The sequence below is a fragment of the Streptomyces araujoniae genome, from assembly GCF_050871195.1.
In the GTDB taxonomy this organism is placed as follows: Bacteria; Actinomycetota; Actinomycetes; order Streptomycetales; family Streptomycetaceae; genus Streptomyces; species Streptomyces bacillaris.
The window spans coordinates 6,738,416-6,756,356 of sequence record NZ_CP194070.1; the positions used below are offsets into that span (position 1 = coordinate 6,738,416).

Annotated in this window: 15 protein-coding genes; 5 read left to right on the plus strand and 10 right to left on the minus strand. The window is 71.0% G+C overall.

Annotated elements, in window-relative coordinates; genetic code table 11:
* The first annotated feature begins 299 nt into the window (after positions 1 to 299).
* Genes ACQ9ZG_RS28750 through ACQ9ZG_RS28770 form a run of 5 tightly spaced genes read left to right on the plus strand, consistent with a single transcriptional unit; the run spans position 300 to position 5,208 of the window.
* Positions 300 to 1,097 (plus strand): ABC transporter ATP-binding protein, encoded by a 798-nt coding sequence (locus tag ACQ9ZG_RS28750; protein ID WP_109917456.1) that lies wholly within the window; start codon positions 300 to 302, stop codon positions 1,095 to 1,097.
* Positions 1,085 to 1,897 (plus strand): ABC transporter ATP-binding protein, encoded by an 813-nt coding sequence (locus ACQ9ZG_RS28755; protein WP_050451540.1) that lies wholly within the window; start codon positions 1,085 to 1,087, stop codon positions 1,895 to 1,897. The genes ACQ9ZG_RS28750 and ACQ9ZG_RS28755 overlap by 13 nt, the downstream gene beginning before the upstream one ends.
* Entirely contained in the window at positions 1,894 to 2,784 is an 891-nt protein-coding gene (locus ACQ9ZG_RS28760) for a branched-chain amino acid ABC transporter permease (protein ID WP_028418569.1), read from the plus strand. The genes ACQ9ZG_RS28755 and ACQ9ZG_RS28760 overlap by 4 nt, the downstream gene beginning before the upstream one ends.
* On the plus strand, positions 2,777 to 3,961 hold the full coding sequence (locus ACQ9ZG_RS28765; protein WP_499281364.1) for a branched-chain amino acid ABC transporter permease: 1,185 nt from the start codon (positions 2,777 to 2,779) through the stop codon (positions 3,959 to 3,961). The genes ACQ9ZG_RS28760 and ACQ9ZG_RS28765 overlap by 8 nt, the downstream gene beginning before the upstream one ends.
* Entirely contained in the window at positions 3,958 to 5,208 is a 1,251-nt protein-coding gene (locus ACQ9ZG_RS28770) for an ABC transporter substrate-binding protein (RefSeq protein ID WP_028418571.1), read from the plus strand. The genes ACQ9ZG_RS28765 and ACQ9ZG_RS28770 overlap by 4 nt, the downstream gene beginning before the upstream one ends.
* Positions 5,209 to 5,289: 81 nt before the next feature.
* Here ACQ9ZG_RS28770 and ACQ9ZG_RS28775 read toward each other — a convergent pair whose 3' ends face one another.
* The 10 genes from ACQ9ZG_RS28775 to ACQ9ZG_RS28820 all read right to left on the minus strand — a co-directional run bounded on the left by ACQ9ZG_RS28775 (position 5,290) and on the right by ACQ9ZG_RS28820 (position 17,923).
* A complete protein-coding gene (locus tag ACQ9ZG_RS28775) occupies positions 5,290 to 7,524 on the minus strand; it encodes a bifunctional serine/threonine-protein kinase/ABC transporter substrate-binding protein (protein WP_499281365.1) in 2,235 nt (744 codons plus the stop codon).
* Between the two features lie 55 nt (positions 7,525 to 7,579).
* Positions 7,580 to 8,422 (minus strand): hypothetical protein, encoded by an 843-nt coding sequence (locus tag ACQ9ZG_RS28780; RefSeq protein ID WP_028418573.1) that lies wholly within the window; start codon positions 8,420 to 8,422, stop codon positions 7,580 to 7,582.
* Positions 8,423 to 8,995: 573 nt separating this feature from the next.
* Positions 8,996 to 9,823 (minus strand): CDP-diacylglycerol--serine O-phosphatidyltransferase, encoded by an 828-nt coding sequence (pssA, locus tag ACQ9ZG_RS28785; RefSeq protein ID WP_028418574.1) that lies wholly within the window; start codon positions 9,821 to 9,823, stop codon positions 8,996 to 8,998.
* Positions 9,824 to 9,845: 22 nt separating this feature from the next.
* A complete protein-coding gene (locus ACQ9ZG_RS28790) occupies positions 9,846 to 10,493 on the minus strand; it encodes a phosphatidylserine decarboxylase (RefSeq protein ID WP_018491839.1) in 648 nt (215 codons plus the stop codon).
* A 180-nt stretch (positions 10,494 to 10,673) separates the two neighbouring features.
* Positions 10,674 to 11,879, minus strand: coding sequence for an acyl-CoA dehydrogenase family protein (locus tag ACQ9ZG_RS28795; RefSeq protein ID WP_028418575.1), 1,206 nt, complete (start codon positions 11,877 to 11,879; stop codon positions 10,674 to 10,676).
* A 49-nt stretch (positions 11,880 to 11,928) separates the two neighbouring features.
* Complete coding sequence (locus ACQ9ZG_RS28800; RefSeq protein WP_028418576.1) at positions 11,929 to 12,432, minus strand: MaoC family dehydratase; 504 nt, start codon at positions 12,430 to 12,432, stop codon at positions 11,929 to 11,931.
* Positions 12,433 to 12,434: 2 nt separating this feature from the next.
* Entirely contained in the window at positions 12,435 to 13,409 is a 975-nt protein-coding gene (locus ACQ9ZG_RS28805) for an HpcH/HpaI aldolase/citrate lyase family protein (protein WP_070201045.1), read from the minus strand.
* Positions 13,406 to 15,418 (minus strand): protein meaA, encoded by a 2,013-nt coding sequence (locus ACQ9ZG_RS28810; RefSeq protein WP_028418578.1) that lies wholly within the window; start codon positions 15,416 to 15,418, stop codon positions 13,406 to 13,408. The genes ACQ9ZG_RS28805 and ACQ9ZG_RS28810 overlap by 4 nt, the downstream gene beginning before the upstream one ends.
* 9 nt (positions 15,419 to 15,427) lie before the next feature.
* Complete coding sequence (gene ccrA / locus ACQ9ZG_RS28815; RefSeq protein ID WP_018491844.1) at positions 15,428 to 16,765, minus strand: crotonyl-CoA carboxylase/reductase; 1,338 nt, start codon at positions 16,763 to 16,765, stop codon at positions 15,428 to 15,430.
* Between the two features lie 357 nt (positions 16,766 to 17,122).
* Positions 17,123 to 17,923 carry a GNAT family N-acetyltransferase gene (locus ACQ9ZG_RS28820; RefSeq protein ID WP_109917699.1) on the minus strand — a complete coding sequence of 267 codons (801 nt, stop codon included), beginning with the start codon at positions 17,921 to 17,923 and terminating at the stop codon, positions 17,123 to 17,125.
* Positions 17,924 to 17,941 lie beyond the last annotated feature (18 nt).

The window sequence follows — 17,941 nt, forward strand, 5'->3', positions numbered from 1 at the left end:
ACCGGCGACCGGCACCGCCTGCCCGCCACCGGGGCGGCCGACGGGACACCGCCGCGGCGGCGGCCACCGGGGCCGGTCTCCCGGTGACCGACGAGGATGCCACCGGCCGTACGGGGCGGGAGCCCGTCCCGCACCGGCTCTGTGCGCGTGCACAACGAGGCCCTCCGATCGCTGGTCACCCGCATCGAGTCCGCCCCGGGCCGTGGACGCGCGCCCCCGCCGGTGCTGGTCTGTGGCACCACACGAAGCCACACCCCCACAGATGAGCACGACACGAGAAGGCGGAAGGAGGAGGACGCATGGCGACGCTGGAGATCCGCGGACTGTCCGTGGGATACGGACCCGTCCGGGCCCTGCGCGACATCTCCGTCGATGTGCCGGACGGCGCGATCACCGCCGTACTGGGCGGCAACGGCGCGGGCAAGACCACGCTGCTGCGGGCCGTGTCGCGGACCCTCGGCTTCCACCGGGGCACCGGCACCGGCACCGTCCGGTTCGACGGCCGTCCCCTGGAGGGGCTGCGGCCCGCCCAGGTGGTGGCCGCCGGAGTGGTCCAGGTCCCGGAGGGCCGGCAGGTCTTCGCCCGGATGACGGTGGCCGACAACCTGCGCGCGGGCGCACTCGGGGCGCGCGGCGGACGCACGCAGACGCGGGCCGCCCTGGCCCGGGTGCACGAGCTCTTCCCGGTGCTGGCCGACCGCGCCCACCAGCGGGCCGGACTCCTCTCCGGCGGCGAGCAGCAGATGCTGGCCATGGGGCGCGCCCTGATGGCCGGGCCCCGGCTGCTCCTGCTGGACGAACCCTCGCTCGGCCTGGCCCCGTTGATGGCGGCCCGGATCGCGGAGACCGTGCAGGAGATCAACGCGGGCGGCACCTCCGTCATGCTCGTCGAGCAGAACGCGGCCATCGCACTGCGCCTGGCCTCGACGGCGTACGTCCTCGACGTCGGGGAGGTCGCCCTGCACGGGCCCGCCGCCGAACTGGCCGCCTCCGACGAGGTCCGCCGGCGCTATCTCGGCGTGGTCGACGAGGAGGCCGCGGCCGACGCCGAGGCGGCCACCCACCGTCGGCGCACCCTGAGCAGGTGGTCCGCGTGAGGAAGGCACCGGCCCCCGCCCCCGCGGACAGCGCCCCGGCCCCGCTCACCGTCACCGACGTGACCGTCCGCTTCGCCGGGCTCACCGCCCTCGACGCGGTCTCCTTCACCGTCGAACCCGGCAGCGTCCACGCCGTCATCGGCCCCAACGGCGCGGGCAAGTCCACCTGCTTCAACGTCCTCTCCGGCGTCTACCGGGCCGCCGCGGGCACCGTCCGCCTCGGTGCCACCGAGCTGACCGGGCTCGCGCCGCACGCCATCGCCGCCCTCGGGGTCGCCCGCACCTTCCAGAACCTGGCGCTCCCGCCCCACGCCACCGTCGCCGAGAGCCTGCTCCTGGGCCGCCACCGGCTCACCCGCTCCGGGTTCCTCGCCACCGGACTGCGGCTCCCCTCCGCCGCCCGCGAAGAGCGGCGCCACCGCGAACGGGTCCGGGAGATCGCCCGGTTCATCGGCCTGGAAGAGGCGTTGGAGCGTCCGGCGGGCTCGCTCCCGTACGGACAGCAGAAGCTCGTCGAGCTGGGCCGCGCCTTGTGCATGGAGCCGAAGGTCCTGCTCCTGGACGAGCCGATCGCGGGCATGACCGCCGACGAGCGCCGCCGTACCGCGGCCGTCGTCGCCGACGTACGCGACAGCCTCGGCATCTCCATCGTCATGGTCGAGCACGACATGGGGGTGGTGATGAAGCTCGCGGACGCGGTGACCGTACTCGACTTCGGACGCAGGATCGCGGGCGGCACGCCCGCCGAGGTCCAGAACGATCCGGCCGTCGTCCAGGCCTACTTGGGAGCACCCGCATGACCACGTTCGTCGAACTCCTCCTCGGCGGCCTGTCGATCGGTTCGGTCTACGCGCTGATCGCCCTCGGCTTCGTCGTCATCTTCAAGGCCACCGAGGTCGTCAACTTCGCCCACGCCTCACTGCTGCTGGCGGGCGGCTACGTCACCGCCGTGCTCCACGACGACATCGGGTTCTGGCCCGCGCTGCTCGTCGGGATCGCCGGGGCCGCGACCGTCGGTGCGGCCATCGAGTTCTTCGTGATGCGCCGCTACCGGGGCAGCGACCACAGCGTCCTGGCCATCGTCACCATCGGCGTCGACATCCTCCTCATCACCGAACTCACCCGCCGCATGGGCACGGACGTCCTCGCGCTCGGTGATCCGTGGGGCGACGAGGTGGTCCACATCGGCGGGATCACCCTCGCCCAGACCAGGATCGCCGCGTTCCTGGCGGCCGGGCTCCTCATCACCGTGTTCCTGCTGGCCTTCCGCTACACCTCCTGGGGTGTGTCCATGCGGGCCGCCGCCGAGAACCCGCAGACCGCCGCTCTCATGGGCATCAGGCTCGGCAGGGTCTCCCTCGCCGCCTGGGCCGTCGCCGGGGCGCTGGCCGCCGTCGCCGCCCTCTTCCTCACCGTCTTCCCGACGCCCGGACTGGAACGGGCCACCTCGCTCGCCGCGCTCAAGGCGTTCCCGGCCGCGATCCTCGGCGGCCTCGACTCCACGACCGGGGCGCTGGCCGGCGGGCTCATCGTCGGCGTCACCGAGGCGCTCGCCACCGGCTACCAGAGCGACCTCTCCTTCCTCGGCCGGGGAATCGGGGACCTGGCGCCCTATCTGGTGATGGTCGCGGTCCTGCTGATCCGGCCGGCCGGACTCTTCGGCACGAAGGAGCTGGCCCGTGTCTGACACCGCCGCCGTCCCCGCCCCCGGAACAGCGACTCCGTCCGCGCCCGCCCCGGCCGGCGCGCCGGGCCTCACCGAACGGCTGCGCCGACCGCGTACGTACGCCGTCCTCGCCGGCTCCCTGCTGCTCCTCGTCCTCCCCTTCTACCTGGACCGCTTCTGGCTCCAGGCCGGGCTGTTCGCGATGGCGGCGGCGATCGGCGCCATCGGGCTCAACATGCTCACCGGAGCCACCGGCCAACTCTCCATGGGACACGCCTTCTTCCTCGCGGTCGGCGCGTACGGCTACTGCGTCCTGGCGGGGGAGTCCGGTACCGAGAACGGCCACACCCTGACCGGACTCGGACTGCCCACCTGGCTGGCCGCCGTCCTCGCGGTGCTCCTCGCGGGCCTCGCCGGAGGGGTGTTCAGCCCGATCGCCGGACGGCTGCGCGGGGCCTACCTCGGTATCGCCACCCTCGCGCTGATCTTCATCGGGCAGCACGTCCTGTTCAACGCGGGCTCCCTGACCGGGGGTTACAACGGACGGGCGGTACCGCCGCTCTCCCTCTTCGGGTTCACCTTCGACGACACCGAACTCCTCGTCGCAGCCGTCCCGTTCGGGGCGTCGGAGAAGCTCTGGTACCTGGGGCTCGCCGCACTGCTGCTCAGCGCCCTGTTCGCCCGGGGCGTGCTGCGGGGCAGGCCCGGCCGGGCGATGAACGCCATCCGCGACCACCGGATCGCGGCAGGGGTCATGGGCGTGCCGGTGGCCCGCTACCGGGCCGGGGTCTTCGTCCTCTCCTCCATGTACGCCGGTCTCGCGGGCGTCCTGCTCGCCCTGGTCTTCCAGCGGACCGTGCCCGAGTACTTCGGCATGATCCTGTCCCTCGAATACCTCGCCATGATCGTCATCGGCGGGCTCGGCAGCGTCGCGGGAGCCGTGATCGGCGCCGCCTTCGTCTCGCTGCTCCCGCAGGTGCTCACCCACTACAGCGACTCCCTCCCGCTGGTCTCCGCCCCCGGCACGGGCGGTCTGGCACCCGGTGAGGCGTCCCGCTATCTGTACGGCGCCGCGGTGGTCGCGGTGGTCCTGTTCCTGCCCGGCGGCCTCGCCCGCCTCGGCCTCGCCCGCCCGCGCCCCGGCGCCGGGCGCCCGCGCCGCACCACGCGTCCGAAGAAATCAGGGGAGAAGAAATGAAACTCAGAGCGCTCACGGCCGTGGTCGCGGCCCTCACCGTCACCCTCGTCGGGTGCAGCGGCAAGGCGACCGGAGGGAAGGGGGACGGGCAGGACGAGGCCGGGATCAAGACCGGCCCCGGGGTCACCTCCTCCACGATCTCGCTGGGTGTCCTCACCGACATGACCGGGGTGTACGCCTCGCTCGGCAAGAGCGTCACCCAGGCCCAGCAGCTCTGGGCGGAGCAGATCAACGCCAAGGGCGGCATCTGCGACCGGAAGATCGAGCTGACCGTACGGGACCACGGCTACGACCCGCAGAAGGCGATCGCCGGCTACACCGAGCTGGAGCCGAAGGTGCTCGGCTTCGCCCAGTTCATCGGCTCCCCGTTCGTCGCCGCCGTCGAGCAGCGGATCGACGGCAAGGACAAGGGGCTCGTGCTGCCGCAGGCCTGGTCGGCCAACCTGGTGGGCTCCCCGTACATCCGCGTCATCGGCGCCACGTACGACGTCGAGACCATCAACCTGATCGACCATCTGCTCAAGGAGAAGCGGATCGCCCAGGGCGACCGGATCGGGCACGTCTACTTCGAGGGCGACTACGGCGAGAACGCGCTCGCCGGCTCCAAGTACGCGGCGAAGGAAGCCGGGTTGACCATCGTCGAGCAGAAGATCAAGCCGACCGACAACGACATGACGGCCCAGGTCGCCGCCCTCAAGCAGGCCGGGGTGAAGGCCGTCGTCGTCAGCGCCGGCCCGCGCCAGGCGGCCTCGCTCGTCGGCGTCGCCGCGGCCACCGGCTTCGCTGTCCCCGTCGTCGGCAACAACTCCGCCTACGCGCCGCAGCTGTTGAAGACCCAGGCGGGCCCGGCCCTGCTGAAGGACTACTACATCGCCTCCTCCACCCTGCCCATCGGCGACCCGGGCGACGGGCCGTCCCTGCTGGCGAAGGAGTACGCCTCGAAGTACCCGAACGACGTCCTCGACAACGGGGTCGTCGCGGGGTGGACGGCCGCCTCCGTCTTCGGTGAGGCGCTCGACAAGGCCTGCGACGAGAAGGACCTCACCCGTGAGGGCATCGGCAGGGCGCTCCTGACGATCAAGGGGTACGGCACCGAGTTCGGGGTCACCCACGACTTCTCCGACCCCGAGGCGCCCTCCACCCGGGAGAGCGTCATCATGAAGCCCGATGCCACGGCACCCGGCGGGCTGAAGGTCATCAGCCCGGCGTCGGTCTCCCCGGCGGCGAAGGCGTACACGCTGAAGTGACGCGGGCAGGCTGAAGCGACGTGAGCACGGGGACCGGTCCCGCCGACGACGGCGGACCGGCCCCGTGGCCCCTGCCCGGCCTCAGACCTCCCGGCCGTCCATCCCGGCGTACCGGAACGTCCCCCGCTCCACGCGGTAGATGAAGACCCCGGTCCCCGCGTACATCCCGTTGGCGGGCTCGAACGCGTAGCTCTTGGACACGCCCTTGTACCGGGTCGTGCGCAGCACCGGCAGCATGTCCTGCCGGGTCAGCGACGTCCGGCCCGTCCCCTCCGCGCACGCCGCGATCAGCCCGACCGCGTCGTACGCCTCGGCGGCCAGCAGCGGCGGCGCACCGTCGAACCGCTTGCGGTAGGCCGCCGCGAAGGCCTTCACCGAGGGTACGGAGGCGGGGTCGGCGGCCGTCGACACCACCAGCCACCCCGCCGCGTCCTCGCCCGCCTCGGCCGGGAACCGGGGATCGTGCACGGCCTGGGTGCCGATCCTCGCCCCCCGGAAGCCGGCCTTCGTCAGTGCTCGCGCGAACCGGGCCGCATCCCGCCACCCGCCCCCGTACACCACGGCGTCCGGCTTCTTCGCGACGATCCGCCCCGCCTCCGCGTCCAGATCGGCGGTGCCCTCCCGTACGGTCTCAGCGAAGACCGTACGGCCGTTGCCGCGCAGCCCCGCGTCCAGGAACCGGGTGGTCTGGCGGCCGTACTCGGTCCCGTCGTCCACCAGCGCCACGGTGTTGAGGCCCTTCGCCCCCAGGTACTGCGCCACCGGCAGCATCTGCATGTCGTTGCGCGGCCGGGCGGAGAGGAAGATCCGGTTCAGGTTCCGGGTGTCCCCGTCGACCACGCTCAGCAGCGGCAGCGCCACCTCGTCGTAGGCGACCAGCGCCTCGCGCGCCGCGTCCGCACCGGTCGCCCCGATGGCCGCGACCACCAGCGGGTCCTCCGCGAACCGCCGTACCGCCGCCTTCGCCTTCTCCTCGTCACCGCCGTCGTCGGCCACCACCAGGCGCAGCGAGAACGGCGCGTCCTCGCGGGCGTTGTGCTCCTCGACCGCCAGGAGGGCCGCCCGCTCCTGGCCCTTGCCGGTCCCCGCGGACGGACCGCTGAGGTCGGCCTGGAGCCCGATGCGCAGCTCGGGCCGGGCGGTGTTCGTCCCGCCGCGCTCCTTGCCGTCCCCGCCCGGGTCCTTCGTGTCGCCGAACGCCGTGGCCAGCCACGCGGTGGTGCCGCCCGCCGCCGCGAGGACCGCGCCCCCGGTGACGTACGCGAGGAACTTCCGGCGGCCGGGGGAGCGGGGGACGGCGGTGGTGTCCCGGCCCCCGCCGCCGATCGCCGGAGTGGCACCGGCAGGGGCCGGGAATCCGGACCGCGGCGTGGCCCCGGGATGCGGCGGGAGAGCCGTCCCTCCCGTGGAGCCCGCGTCCAGGCTGGTCGCCTCGATGTCGGGCAGCGCCAGCATCCGGGCCGAGCGCTCCGCGATCAGATGGGTCACCGGCCCCGGCAGCCAGCTGCCCCCCGAGGCGTCCTCCGCGAAGGTCCGCCGGATGTCCCCGGAGGTCGGCCGCCCCTCCGGATCCTTCGACAGGCACGCCTCCACCACCGGCCGCAGCCCCGGCGGCAGCGCGCCCAGCTCCGCCGGGTCGTGCACCGTACGGAAGAGCATCGCCTCCACCGGGCCGCTGCCGAACGGCCGCCCCCCGGTCGCCGCGTACACCAGCACACAGCCCAGCGAGAAGACGTCGCTCGGCGGGCCGATCCGCCGCCCCTGCGCCTGCTCCGGGGAGAGGAAACCGGGGGAGCCGACGATCGCGTCCGTCGCCGTGAGGACCGTGTCGTCCAGGGCCCGGGCGATCCCGAAGTCGATCAGCCGGGGGCCGTCGAGCCCCAGCAGCACGTTCCCGGGTTTCACGTCCCGGTGGACCAGTCCCGCCCCGTGGACGGCCTCCAGCGCCTCCGCCAGCATCGAGCCGAGCGCCCGCACACTGCGCTCGGGCAGCGGCCCCCCGCTCCCCACCGCCTCGCTCAGCGGCGGCCCCGGCACGAACTCGGTGGCCAGCCACGGTGCGGGCGCCTCGGTGTCGGCGTCGACCACCGGCACCGCCCACCGGTTGCGCACCTGCCGGGCGATCGCCACCTCGCGCCGGAACCGGGTGCGGAACCCGGCGTCGTCCGCGTACTCGGCCCGGATCAGCTTGATGGCCACCAGCGCGCCACCGGGCGACCGGCCCAGCAGGACCACGCCCATGCCCCCGGCGCCGAGCCGGCCGAGGATGCGGTACCCGGCGATCCGCGCCGGATCGGTGGAGCGGAGCGGTTCCATCAGCGGTTACGTCCCTGCGTCGTGATCGTGTCGTACGCCCGGATTCGCCCTGGGCCTAGGTGAGTTCCAGCTCGACCCGGTAGAGCACCTTGGCCCCGCCCTCGGCGGCGATCCGCAGCAGGTCGGTGGTCTCGTACCCCTTGGCCCCCTTGACCGAGACGGCCGTGGTGACCGGACCGATCCGGGACTTGGACCAGACGTAGTCCTGGGTGCCGTCCGATCCGGGGCCGGTGAACTTCCCGGCCTCGAAGAGGGAGGCGTCCGCGTTGCGCACGTCCTTCTGGTCGAACTGGAGCGACATCAGCCCGCTCAGCCGCTGCCCGCCGCCCAGCTCCTGGGACGGGCAGCGGAAGCTCTCCTGGACGGTGTCCTTGATCTCCCGGTCGGCCGCCTCGACGCTCTTGTGCACCGTCACCGTCACCGAGCCCCGCACCCGCCCCTTGCCGTCCTGGGCCGGGACGTCGAGCCGCCGGGTGAAGGAGTCCAGCACCCCGTCGGGCAGGGCGCTCCGGCTCCAGACACAGGAATCGGCCAGCACGGTCCAGGTCCCGGCGGTCTCGTACGGCGTCCCCCGCACCATGCCCGCCGTCCAGTCCGGCTCCCCGAGGATGGCGTTACGCGTCAGCCTGCGGGCGTCGGCCGCCGTCTTGGGCACCCGGTCCGGGCTCGGCGTGAAGTCGTACGCGCTGGGCAGCGCCCCCGGCTCCCCGGACTCCGCCGGCTCCTTCGGGTCCGGCGACCCGGAGGGCTCCGCGGACTCCCCGGCCTGCCCCGCCGAGGCGGACGGCTTGGGCTCCTCCCCGGCCTTCGACCCCGCGCTCCCGCAGCCCGCGAGCAGGAAACCCGCCGCCGCGACCGCCACCGCACGCCCCGCGCCGAACCTGTGCTTCGTCATCATCGGACCCCCGTCGTCCCCCGGCTCCGCGTCCCGCCCGAGTCGTCGGGGCGTCGGATGCGAGGTGATTCTAGAAGCCCGGCGCGCCGGATTGACGAGACCCCCGTACTCAGTTCGCTGCCGGAACTTCTCAGCCACCGGGAGGGGTCCACCTCTGGTACGGAGGGGGCGGTCCGTGGTATGAGCCGCCGACCGCATGGCCTCGGGGGTCGAGATCCGGCCAGCGCGGGTGAGGCCGCCCCCGCCCGTAGCCCGCGACGGGGGCGGCGATCCGCACGGCGTCACCGAGGCCAGGAACGCCCGGGGGACCTTCTGCGACCCCCTGCCGCTCATCCCGGCTGCACGGGCGCCCGTAAGCCGCTCCTGGCCCCCCTGACGGCCGATCCGGTGGGGGCGTCGGATAGCGGGGGTGCCGGACGGCGGGGGCGGCGACGGCCGCCGGGACGACATGGCGGTCCGGCCGTCACCCGCCGCGCCGCCCGAACGGCCCACCCGTCGGGAAACGCACGAGGGCCCGGATGCCGGGGAGCATCCGGGCCCTCGCCCTGTCGCGCGTGCATTCCGCGTACGTACCCGCTACGGGTGCTGTGCCGCCCGCGCCTCGCGGCGGTTGTCACGGAACGTGTTGACCCGTCGCGCCGTGGCGAAGAGCGGGATCACCGCGCCCAGCACCACCTGGAGCGCGCAGCCGGTCTGGAGCAGCAGCTGACCGCCCGGGGCGTCGAACGCCCATGCGGCGAGCAGCCCCATCGCGCTCACGATCCAGCTGAGCATCGCCACCGCGAGGATGCCCCGCGGCTTGGGGTACTCGACCCGGCTCACCATCAGCCACGCCACCCCGATGATCGCCAGCAGCGTCGGGATGAACGGCAGCTCCAGGAGCACGATCGAGACGACCGTCAGCGCTCCGAAGGGGCTCGGCATGCCCTGGAACATGCCGTCCTTCAAGGTCACACAGGAGAATCTGGCCAGCCTGAGCACCACGGCCAGGAGCACCACGATCGCCGCCAGCGCCGACACCCGCTGATGGGCGTCGTCCGCGACCATCCCGTACACGAGGACGAAGTACGCCGGGGCGAGCCCGAAGCTGATGAGGTCGGACAGGTTGTCCAGCTCGGCCCCCATCGGCGAGGACCGCAGCTTGCGCGCCACGAGCCCGTCGAAGAGGTCGAAGATCGCCGCCATCAGCATGAGGATCACGGCGGTGGCCGCCGAGTGACGGGCCATGCCCGTCTCCTCGCTGCCCGTGAGGTGCGGGATGAGGATCCCCGTGGTGGTGAAGTACACCGCCATGAAACCGCACGTGGCGTTACCGAGAGTGAGCGTGTCCGCTATCGACAGCCGCAGCGAGAGCGGCATGTCCTCCGTGCCGTCGGTGTCGCCCTCCTGCTCGGCCTCGGGCACCCAGCCGACCTTGGTATCCGGATCAACTACGGTCAATTCGAGTCACCCCCGCGGTGGTGGCCTGGCCGACCTCGACCGCGACATCGATACCTTCCGGAAGGTAGATGTCGACCCGGGAGCCGAAGCGGATCAGGCCGATGCGCTCGCCCTGCTCCACCTTCGTCCCCTGCGGGATGTACGGCACGATGCGACGGGCGACCGCTCCCGCGATCTGCACCATCTCGATGTCGCCCAGTTCGGTGTCGAAGTGCCAGACAACGCGCTCGTTGTTCTCGCTCTCCTTGTTGAACGCCGGAACGAACCCACCCGGCACGTGCTCGACCGACGTCACGGTGCCCGCCAGCGGCGCGCGGTTGACGTGGACGTTGAGCGGGCTCATGAAGATCGCGACCCGGGTCCGCCCGTCCTTCCACGGCATGATGCTCTGCACCACGCCGTCGGCCGGGGAGATGACCCGGCCCTCGGCGATCTCGCGCTCGGGGTCACGGAAGAACCACAGCATGCCCGCCGCGAGCGCGGTGGTGGGCACGGCCGCTGCTGCCCAGCGCCCGGACTTGCGGGCGCGGGCCAGGCTGAGGGCCGCGGTGGCGACGGTCGGGAGGAGCCACGGCGATGCTCCGCGGGCGATGCGGACCCCGCCGCGGTTTGCGGAGGTAGGGCTGTCGGGCATGAATGACCTTCGTAGCGGATGATGCCGCGCTGGCAACGGGGGACGGCGGCTTTCCGAAGATGCTATCGGTTGCCGGGCGCAACTGGGCAAGCCAGCAGCCGAGTCGGACTGTCGAACGCCGCCCGTCGAGGGTGACCCGGTGTGATGTTCTTCGCCACCAAATCACCTCAGAACGGGCAATCAGCCCTGGAATCGGTACTCCTCCAGGAGTCGCCGGCCAATGATCATTTTCTGGATCTCGGCGGTACCTTCACCGATCAGCAGCATCGGTGCCTCGCGGTAGAGGCGCTCGATCTCGTACTCCTTGGAGAAGCCGTAGCCGCCGTGGATACGGAAGGCGTCCTCGACGACTTCCTTGCAGTACTCGGAGGCGAGGTACTTCGCCATCCCTGCCTCCAGGTCGTTCCGTTCCCCGGAGTCCTTTTTGCGTGCTGCATTCACCATCATCGCATGAGCGGCCTCGACCTTGGTGGCCATTTCGGCCAATTTGAACTGGATCGCCTGGTGCTGCGCGATCGGTTTGCCGAAGGTGTGGCGCTGCTGGGCGTACGAAACGCCCAGCTCGAACGCACGCTGAGCGACACCGCAGCCACGTGCGGCCACATTGACCCGTCCGACCTCGACACCGTCCATCATTTGGTAAAACCCTCGGCCGGTCGTGCCCCCCAGGACTCGATTGGCCGGAATGCGCAGGTCGTCCATGATGAGCTCGGTCGTGTCGACGCCCTTGTAACCCATCTTGTCGATCTTTCCGGGGATGGTCAGGCCGGGCCGGACCTCTCCGAAGCCGGCCTCCTTCTCCACGAGGAAGGTCGTCATCGACTTGTGGGGCGCGGTCCCCTCGGGGTGGCCTTCGTCACTTCGGCAGAGAACGGCCACGAGCGTCGACGTCCCGCCGTTCGTCAGCCACATCTTCTGGCCGTTGAGAACGTACTCGTCGCCCTCCTTGACGCCCTTCGACGTGATCGCCGAGACATCGGAGCCGAGCGCCGGCTCCGACATCGAGAAGGCCCCCCGCACCTCGCCGAGCGCCATGCGCGGCAGGAAGGTGTCCTTCTGCTCCTGGGTGCCGTGCTGCTTGAGCATGTAGGCCACGATGAAGTGCGTGTTGATGATCCCGGACACGCTCATCCAGCCGCGCGCGATCTCCTCCACGCAGAGCGCGTAGGTGAGCAGCGACTCGCCCAGACCCCCGTACTCCTCGGGGATCATCAGCCCGAACAGGCCGAGTTCCTTGAGCCCTTCCACGATCTCGGTGGGGTACTCGTCGCGGTGCTCCAGCTGGGTCGCGACCGGAATGATCTCCTTGTCGACGAAATCCCGGACCGTGGAAAGGATTTCCCGCTGGACGTCGTTCAGACCGGCCGTCTGGGCGAGTCGCGTCATGGCTGCTTCTCCTGTGGCTTCACGCGGATGGCCTCACGGCCCTGCACGGTTAGTTGGCGGGCGTCGGGCGGCCGGGCTGCTCGCCGCCCCGCTCCTTGATGTACGTCTCGGTGGGGACCATCACCTTGCGGCGGAACACGCAGACCACGGTGCCGTCCTGCTTGAACCCCCTGGTCTCGACGTACACGATTCCGCGGTCGTTCTTGGACTTCGACGGGGTCTTGTCCAGGACGGTCGTCTCGCCGTAGATGGTGTCGCCGTGGAAGGTCGGCGCGATGTGCTTGAGCGACTCGACCTCCAGGTTGGCGATGGCCTTTCCGGAGACGTCCGGCACCGACATGCCGAGCAGCAGCGAGTAGACGTAGTTGCCGACGACGACGTTCTTCCCGAAGTCGGTCGTCTTCTCCGCGTAGTTGCTGTCCATGTGGAGCGGGTGGTGGTTCATGGTCAGCAGGCAGAAGAGGTGGTCGTCGTACTCCGTGACCGTCTTCCCGGGCCAGTGCTTGTAGACGGCACCGACCTCGAACTCCTCAAAAGTGCGTCCGAACTGCATGATCAGGCCTCCGGGGCTTCGAACTTGGAGGTGCGCTGCATTCCGGCGGCCCGGCCCTTGCCCGCGATGACGAGCGCCATCTTGCGGCTGGCCTCGTCGATCATCTCGTCGCCGAGCATCGCGGAGCCCTTCTTGCCGCCCTCCTCGGAGGTACACCACTCGTAGGCGTCGAGGATCAGCTCGGCGTGGTCGTAGTCCTCCTGCGAGGGCGAGAAGACCTCGTTGGCCGCGTCGACCTGGCCCGGGTGGAGCACCCACTTGCCGTCGAAGCCGAGGGCGGCGGCGCGACCGGCCACCTCGCGGTAGGCGTCCACGTCGCGGATCTGGAGGAACGGGCCGTCGATCGCCTGGAGGTCGTGGCTGCGGGCCGCCATCAGGATGCGCATCAGGATGTAGTGGTACGCGTCCGCCGGGTAGCCGGGCGGCTGCTGGCCGACGACCAGGGTCTTCATGTTGATCGAGGCCATGAAGTCGGCCGGGCCGAAGATCAGCGTCTCCAGGCGCGGCGAGGCGGCGGCGATCTCGTCGATGTTCACCAGGCCCTTGGCGTTCTCGATCTGCGCCTCGATGCCGATCTTCCCGACCTCGAAGCCCATCGTCTTCTCGATCTGGGTCAGCAGCAGGTCCAGTGCCACGACCTGCTGGGCGTCCTGGACCTTCGGCAGCATGATGCAGTCGAGGTTGGGGCCCGCGCCCTCGACGACCGTGATGACGTCCCGGTAGGTCCAGTGGGTCGTCCAGTCGTTGACCCGTACGACCCGGGTCTTGCCGCTCCAGTCACCGTTGTTCAGCGCGTCCACGATGGTGTGGCGGGCACCCTCCTTGGCGAGCGGGGCGCAGGCGTCCTCCAGGTCCAGGAAGACCTGGTCGGCCGGGAGGCCCTGGGCCTTCTCCAGGAAGCGCGGGTTGGAGCCCGGCACGGCCAGACACGAGCGGCGCGGGCGCAGCCGGTTCACGGGGGTGGTGGGCGTGGTCATGCGGAGACCTCCAGAGGGTCGAGCTTGTTCGCTTTCCGGATCTCGTCGACGATACGGCCGATGATCTCCGTGATGCCGAAGTCCTTCGGGGTGAAGACGGCGGCCACACCGGCCTCGATGAGCGCCGTCGCGTCGGCCGGCGGGATGATGCCGCCCGCGATCACCGGGATGTCCGGTGCCCCGGCCTCGCGCAGCCGGTGCAGCACGTCGGGCACCAGCTCCGCGTGCGAGCCGGAGAGGATGGAGAGCCCCACGCAGTGCACGTCCTCGGCCAGCGCCGCGTCGGTGATCTGCTCCGGAGTCAGCCGGATCCCCTGGTAGACCACCTCGAACCCGGCGTCCCGGGCCCGTACGGCGATCTGCTCGGCCCCGTTGGAGTGCCCGTCCAGGCCCGGCTTGCCGACCAGCAGGCGCAGCCGTCCCACGCCCAGGTCGGCGGCGGTCCGGGTGACCTTCTCGCGGACCAGGGCGAGTGTGCTGCCCGGCTCGGCGGTGACCGCGACCGGGGCCGAGGAGACCCCGGTCGGCGCGCGGAACTCCCCGAAGACGTCCCGCAGCGCCCAGGACCACTCGCCGGTGGTGACGCCCGCGCGGGCGCACTCGACGGTGGCCTCCATCATGTTCTCGGTGCCCGCGGCGGCCTTCTTCAGCGCGGCCAGCGCCTCCGTCGCCCGGGCCTCGTCGCGGTTGTCCCGCCACTCGTGCAGGGCGGCGACCACCCGGGCCTCGTTCGCCGGGTCGACGGTCATGATCGCGCCGTCCAGGTCGGAGGTGAGCGGGTTGGGCTCGGTCGTCTCGTAGATGTTGACGCCGACGATCTTCTCCTCGCCGCCCTCGATCCGGGCCCGCCGGGCCGCGTGCGAGGAGACCAGCTCCGACTTGAGGTAGCCGGACTCGACGGCCGCCATCGCGCCGCCCATCTGCTGGATCCGGTCGATCTCCGCCAGCGACTCCTCGACCAGGGCGTCCACCTTGGCCTCGATGACGTGCGACCCGGCGAAGATGTCCTCGTACTCCAGCAGATCGCTCTCGTGCGCCAGCACCTGCTGGATCCGCAGCGACCACTGCTGGTCCCAGGGCCGGGGCAGCCCCAGCGCCTCGTTCCAGGCCGGGAGCTGTACGGCACGGGCGCGGGCGTCCTTGGAGAGGGTGACGGCCAGCATCTCCAGGACGATGCGCTGGACGTTGTTCTCCGGCTGCGCCTCGGTCAGGCCGAGGGAGTTGACCTGGACGCCGTAGCGGAAGCGGCGCTGCTTGGCATCGGTGACGCCGTACCGCTCCCGGGTGACGCGGTCCCAGATACGGCCGAAGGCGCGCATCTTGCACATCTCCTCGATGAAGCGGACGCCCGCGTTCACGAAGAACGAGATCCGGGCGACCACGTCACCGAACTTCTCCTCCGGGACCTGGCCCGAGTCGCGGACCGCGTCGAGCACCGCGATGGCGGTCGACATGGCGTACGCGATCTCCTGGACCGGGGTCGCCCCCGCCTCCTGGAGGTGGTAGCTGCAGATGTTGATCGGGTTCCACTTGGGGATGCGGTTGACCGTGTACGTGATCATGTCGGTGGTCAGCCGCAGCGAGGGCACCGGCGGGAAGACGTGCGTCCCGCGCGAGAGGTACTCCTTCACGATGTCGTTCTGCGTGGTCCCCTGGAGCTTGCCGGGGTCGGCCCCCTGCTCCTCCGCGACCACCTGGTAGAGCGCCAGCAGCCACATGGCGGTCGCGTTGATCGTCATCGAGGTGTTCATCTGCTCCAGGGGGATGTCCTGGAACAGCCGGCGCATGTCACCGAGGTGCGAGACGGGCACACCGACACGGCCCACCTCGCCGCGGGCGAGAATGTGGTCCGGGTCGTATCCGGTCTGCGTGGGCAGATCGAAGGCGACCGAGAGACCCGTCTGGCCCTTGGCGAGGTTGCGGCGGTACAGCTCGTTGGACGCCTCGGCGGTCGAGTGACCGGCGTACGTCCGCATGAGCCAGGGCCGGTCCTTCTGACGTTCGGTCATGGGAGAACCTCAGACGTTGCGGAAGCGGTTGATGGCGTCGATGTGCTGCTCGCGCATTTCCTGGTCGCGGACGCCCAGGCCCTCGCGGGGGGCGAGTGCGAGGACGCCGACCTTGCCCTGGTGGGCGTTGCGGTGGACGTCGTGGGCGGCCTGGCCGGTCTCCTCCAGCGTGTACGTCTTGGAGAGCGTGGGGTGGATCTTGCCCTTGGCGATGAGGCGGTTGGCCTCCCACGCCTCGCGGTAGTTGGCGAAGTGGGAGCCGATGATGCGCTTGAGGGACATCCACAGGTAGCGGTTGTCGTACTCGTGCATGTACCCCGAGGTGGAGGCGCAGGTGGTGATGGTGCCGCCCTTGCGGGTGACGTACACGGACGCGCCGAAGGTCTCGCGGCCCGGGTGCTCGAAGACGATGTCGATGTCCTCGCCACCGGTGAACTCGCGGATGCGCTTGCCGAAGCGCTTCCACTCCTTCGGGTCCTGGGTGCGCTCGTCCTTCCAGAACTTGTAGCCCTCGGCGTTGCGGTCGATGACCGCCTCGGCGCCCATCGCCCGGCAGATGTCGGCCTTCTCCGGGGAGGAGACGACACAGATCGGGTTGGCGCCGCCTGCCAGCGCGAACTGGGTGGCGTAGGAGCCGAGTCCGCCGCTGGCACCCCAGATCAGGACGTTGTCGCCCTGCTTCATGCCGGCGCCGTTGCGCGAGACGAGCTGGCGGTACGCGGTCGAGTTGACCAGGCCCGGAGCCGCCGCCTCCTCCCAGCTGAGGTGCTTGGGCTTCGGCATCAGCTGGTTGGACTTGACGAGCGCGATCTCCGCCAGGCCGCCGAAGTTGGTCTCGAAGCCCCAGATGCGCTGCTCGGGGTCGAGCATCGTGTCGTTGTGGCCGTCGGAGGACTCCAGCTCGACGGAGAGGCAGTGCGCGACGACCTCGTCGCCCGGGTTCCAGGCGTTCACGCCGGGGCCGGTGCGCAGGACGACGCCCGCCAGGTCGGAGCCGATGACGTGGTACGGCAGGTCGTGGCGCTTGGTGAGCTCGCTGAGCCGTCCGTACCGCTCCAGGAAGCCGAAGGTGGAGACCGGCTCGAAGATGGAGGTCCAGACGGAGTTGTAGTTCACCGAGCTGGCCATCACGGCGACGAGGGCCTCGCCGGGGCCGAGTTCGGGGACCGGGACCTCGTCCAGGTGGATCGACTTGCGCGGGTCCTTGTCGCGGGATTCGAGCCCCGCGAACATCTCCGCCTCGTCCTTGTGCACGGTGATCGCGCGGTAGGACTCGGGGAGGGACAGGGCCGCGAAGTCCGCGGCCGTGCTGTCCTGCGACTGGATGGCGTCCAGGATTTCCTTCACGGTGTTGCCTCCGGTGGTGCGGCGTCGAGGGAACGCTTGAGGGGCCCTGCTGGCAGGGAGCGGTGCGGTGTGGAGGTGTATGGCCGTCGGTTCGGCGGGTGGAGCTTCGGCTTTGCTCGGGTGGAGCAGAAGGGTGCCTGTGACGCAGGCGTCCGGGCGCGCAGCACGGTGGTTGCGGGGACAGCCGGCGTACGGGAGATCCCCAGCACGCCGGCCGCCCGGACACCTTCAACGTATGGCACTCCGTGACACCTGACAAGGCACCCAGTGCCAACAATTTCTCTCACTTGTCATCTCGTAGGCACGCATGAGCAACACGATGGGTGTTACGACCCGTTCTGTCCTGCTGGCGTGCGGTTACCGGGTCGGCCGGTACACATACGGCGTCGTCGTCCCCAGCTCCGTGAAGCCCAGCCGGCGCAGGATCGGGGCCGACATGGCGGTGGCGTCGGCCTGGAGGTAGCGGTAGCCGCGCTCGACGGCGATCCGCGCCCGGTACGCCAGCAGCGCCCGGTAGACACCCCTGCCCCGCCAGCCGGCCACCGTGCCCCCGCCCCAGAGCCCGGCGAAGCCCGTACCCGGGTACAGCTCCATCCGCCCGGAGCAGACGGGCTCCCCGTCGCCGTCCACCGCCATCACCGCCACGAAGTCCTCCGGCGCCTCCGCCAGCCGCTTCACCACCTGGTGGAGCAGGCGCCGCCCGTCGGTGCCGAACGCCCGCTCATGGGCGCGGGCCATCAGCTCCGCCCCCGCCGCGTCGGTCACCGGCCGCAGGCTCAGCCCCTCGGGCAGCTCGGCGGGCCCGGCCCGCAGCTGCGCGGACGCCACGAGCAGTGTTTCCGGCTCCTCCGCCACGAACCCGGCGGCCCGCAGCCGTTCCCCCAGGTCGGCGGGGGAGTCGTGGGCGTACAGCTTCCACTCGAAATCCGGCAGGCCGAGCGCCGTGCAGTGCTCGATCTGCGCGGCGATGGCGGCATCGGCCCCGGCGGCGTCCAGCCCCGGGGCCGACCACACCACCCCGTTCCAGTCGTCCGGGCCGCCGACCTGGCGGACGACGGGGCCGACGCGCTCGACGCGGACGCCGGGTCCGTCGGGGCGGGCGTGCTCCCGCATCGTGCGGTCGAAGAGGTCACGTGTCTCGCTATCGGTGTGCGGCATCCGCGCACCTCAGCACAG

What these genes read in the sequence shown, in the direction of transcription:
- ACQ9ZG_RS28790 (WP_018491839.1), bottom strand. Translation starts at nt 10,493, where the DNA reads ATGCCCGACAGCCCTACCTCCGCAAACCGCGGCGGGGTCCGCATCGCC.
- ACQ9ZG_RS28795 (WP_028418575.1), bottom strand. Translation starts at nt 11,879, where the DNA reads ATGACGCGACTCGCCCAGACGGCCGGTCTGAACGACGTCCAGCGGGAA.
- ACQ9ZG_RS28750 (WP_109917456.1), top strand. Translation starts at nt 300, where the DNA reads ATGGCGACGCTGGAGATCCGCGGACTGTCCGTGGGATACGGACCCGTC.
- ACQ9ZG_RS28775 (WP_499281365.1), bottom strand. Translation starts at nt 7,524, where the DNA reads ATGGAACCGCTCCGCTCCACCGATCCGGCGCGGATCGCCGGGTACCGC.
- ACQ9ZG_RS28780 (WP_028418573.1), bottom strand. Translation starts at nt 8,422, where the DNA reads ATGATGACGAAGCACAGGTTCGGCGCGGGGCGTGCGGTGGCGGTCGCG.
- ACQ9ZG_RS28800 (WP_028418576.1), bottom strand. Translation starts at nt 12,432, where the DNA reads ATGCAGTTCGGACGCACTTTTGAGGAGTTCGAGGTCGGTGCCGTCTAC.
- ACQ9ZG_RS28770 (WP_028418571.1), top strand. Translation starts at nt 3,958, where the DNA reads ATGAAACTCAGAGCGCTCACGGCCGTGGTCGCGGCCCTCACCGTCACC.
- ACQ9ZG_RS28760 (WP_028418569.1), top strand. Translation starts at nt 1,894, where the DNA reads ATGACCACGTTCGTCGAACTCCTCCTCGGCGGCCTGTCGATCGGTTCG.
- ACQ9ZG_RS28820 (WP_109917699.1), bottom strand. Translation starts at nt 17,923, where the DNA reads ATGCCGCACACCGATAGCGAGACACGTGACCTCTTCGACCGCACGATG.
- ACQ9ZG_RS28810 (WP_028418578.1), bottom strand. Translation starts at nt 15,418, where the DNA reads ATGACCGAACGTCAGAAGGACCGGCCCTGGCTCATGCGGACGTACGCC.
- ACQ9ZG_RS28805 (WP_070201045.1), bottom strand. Translation starts at nt 13,409, where the DNA reads ATGACCACGCCCACCACCCCCGTGAACCGGCTGCGCCCGCGCCGCTCG.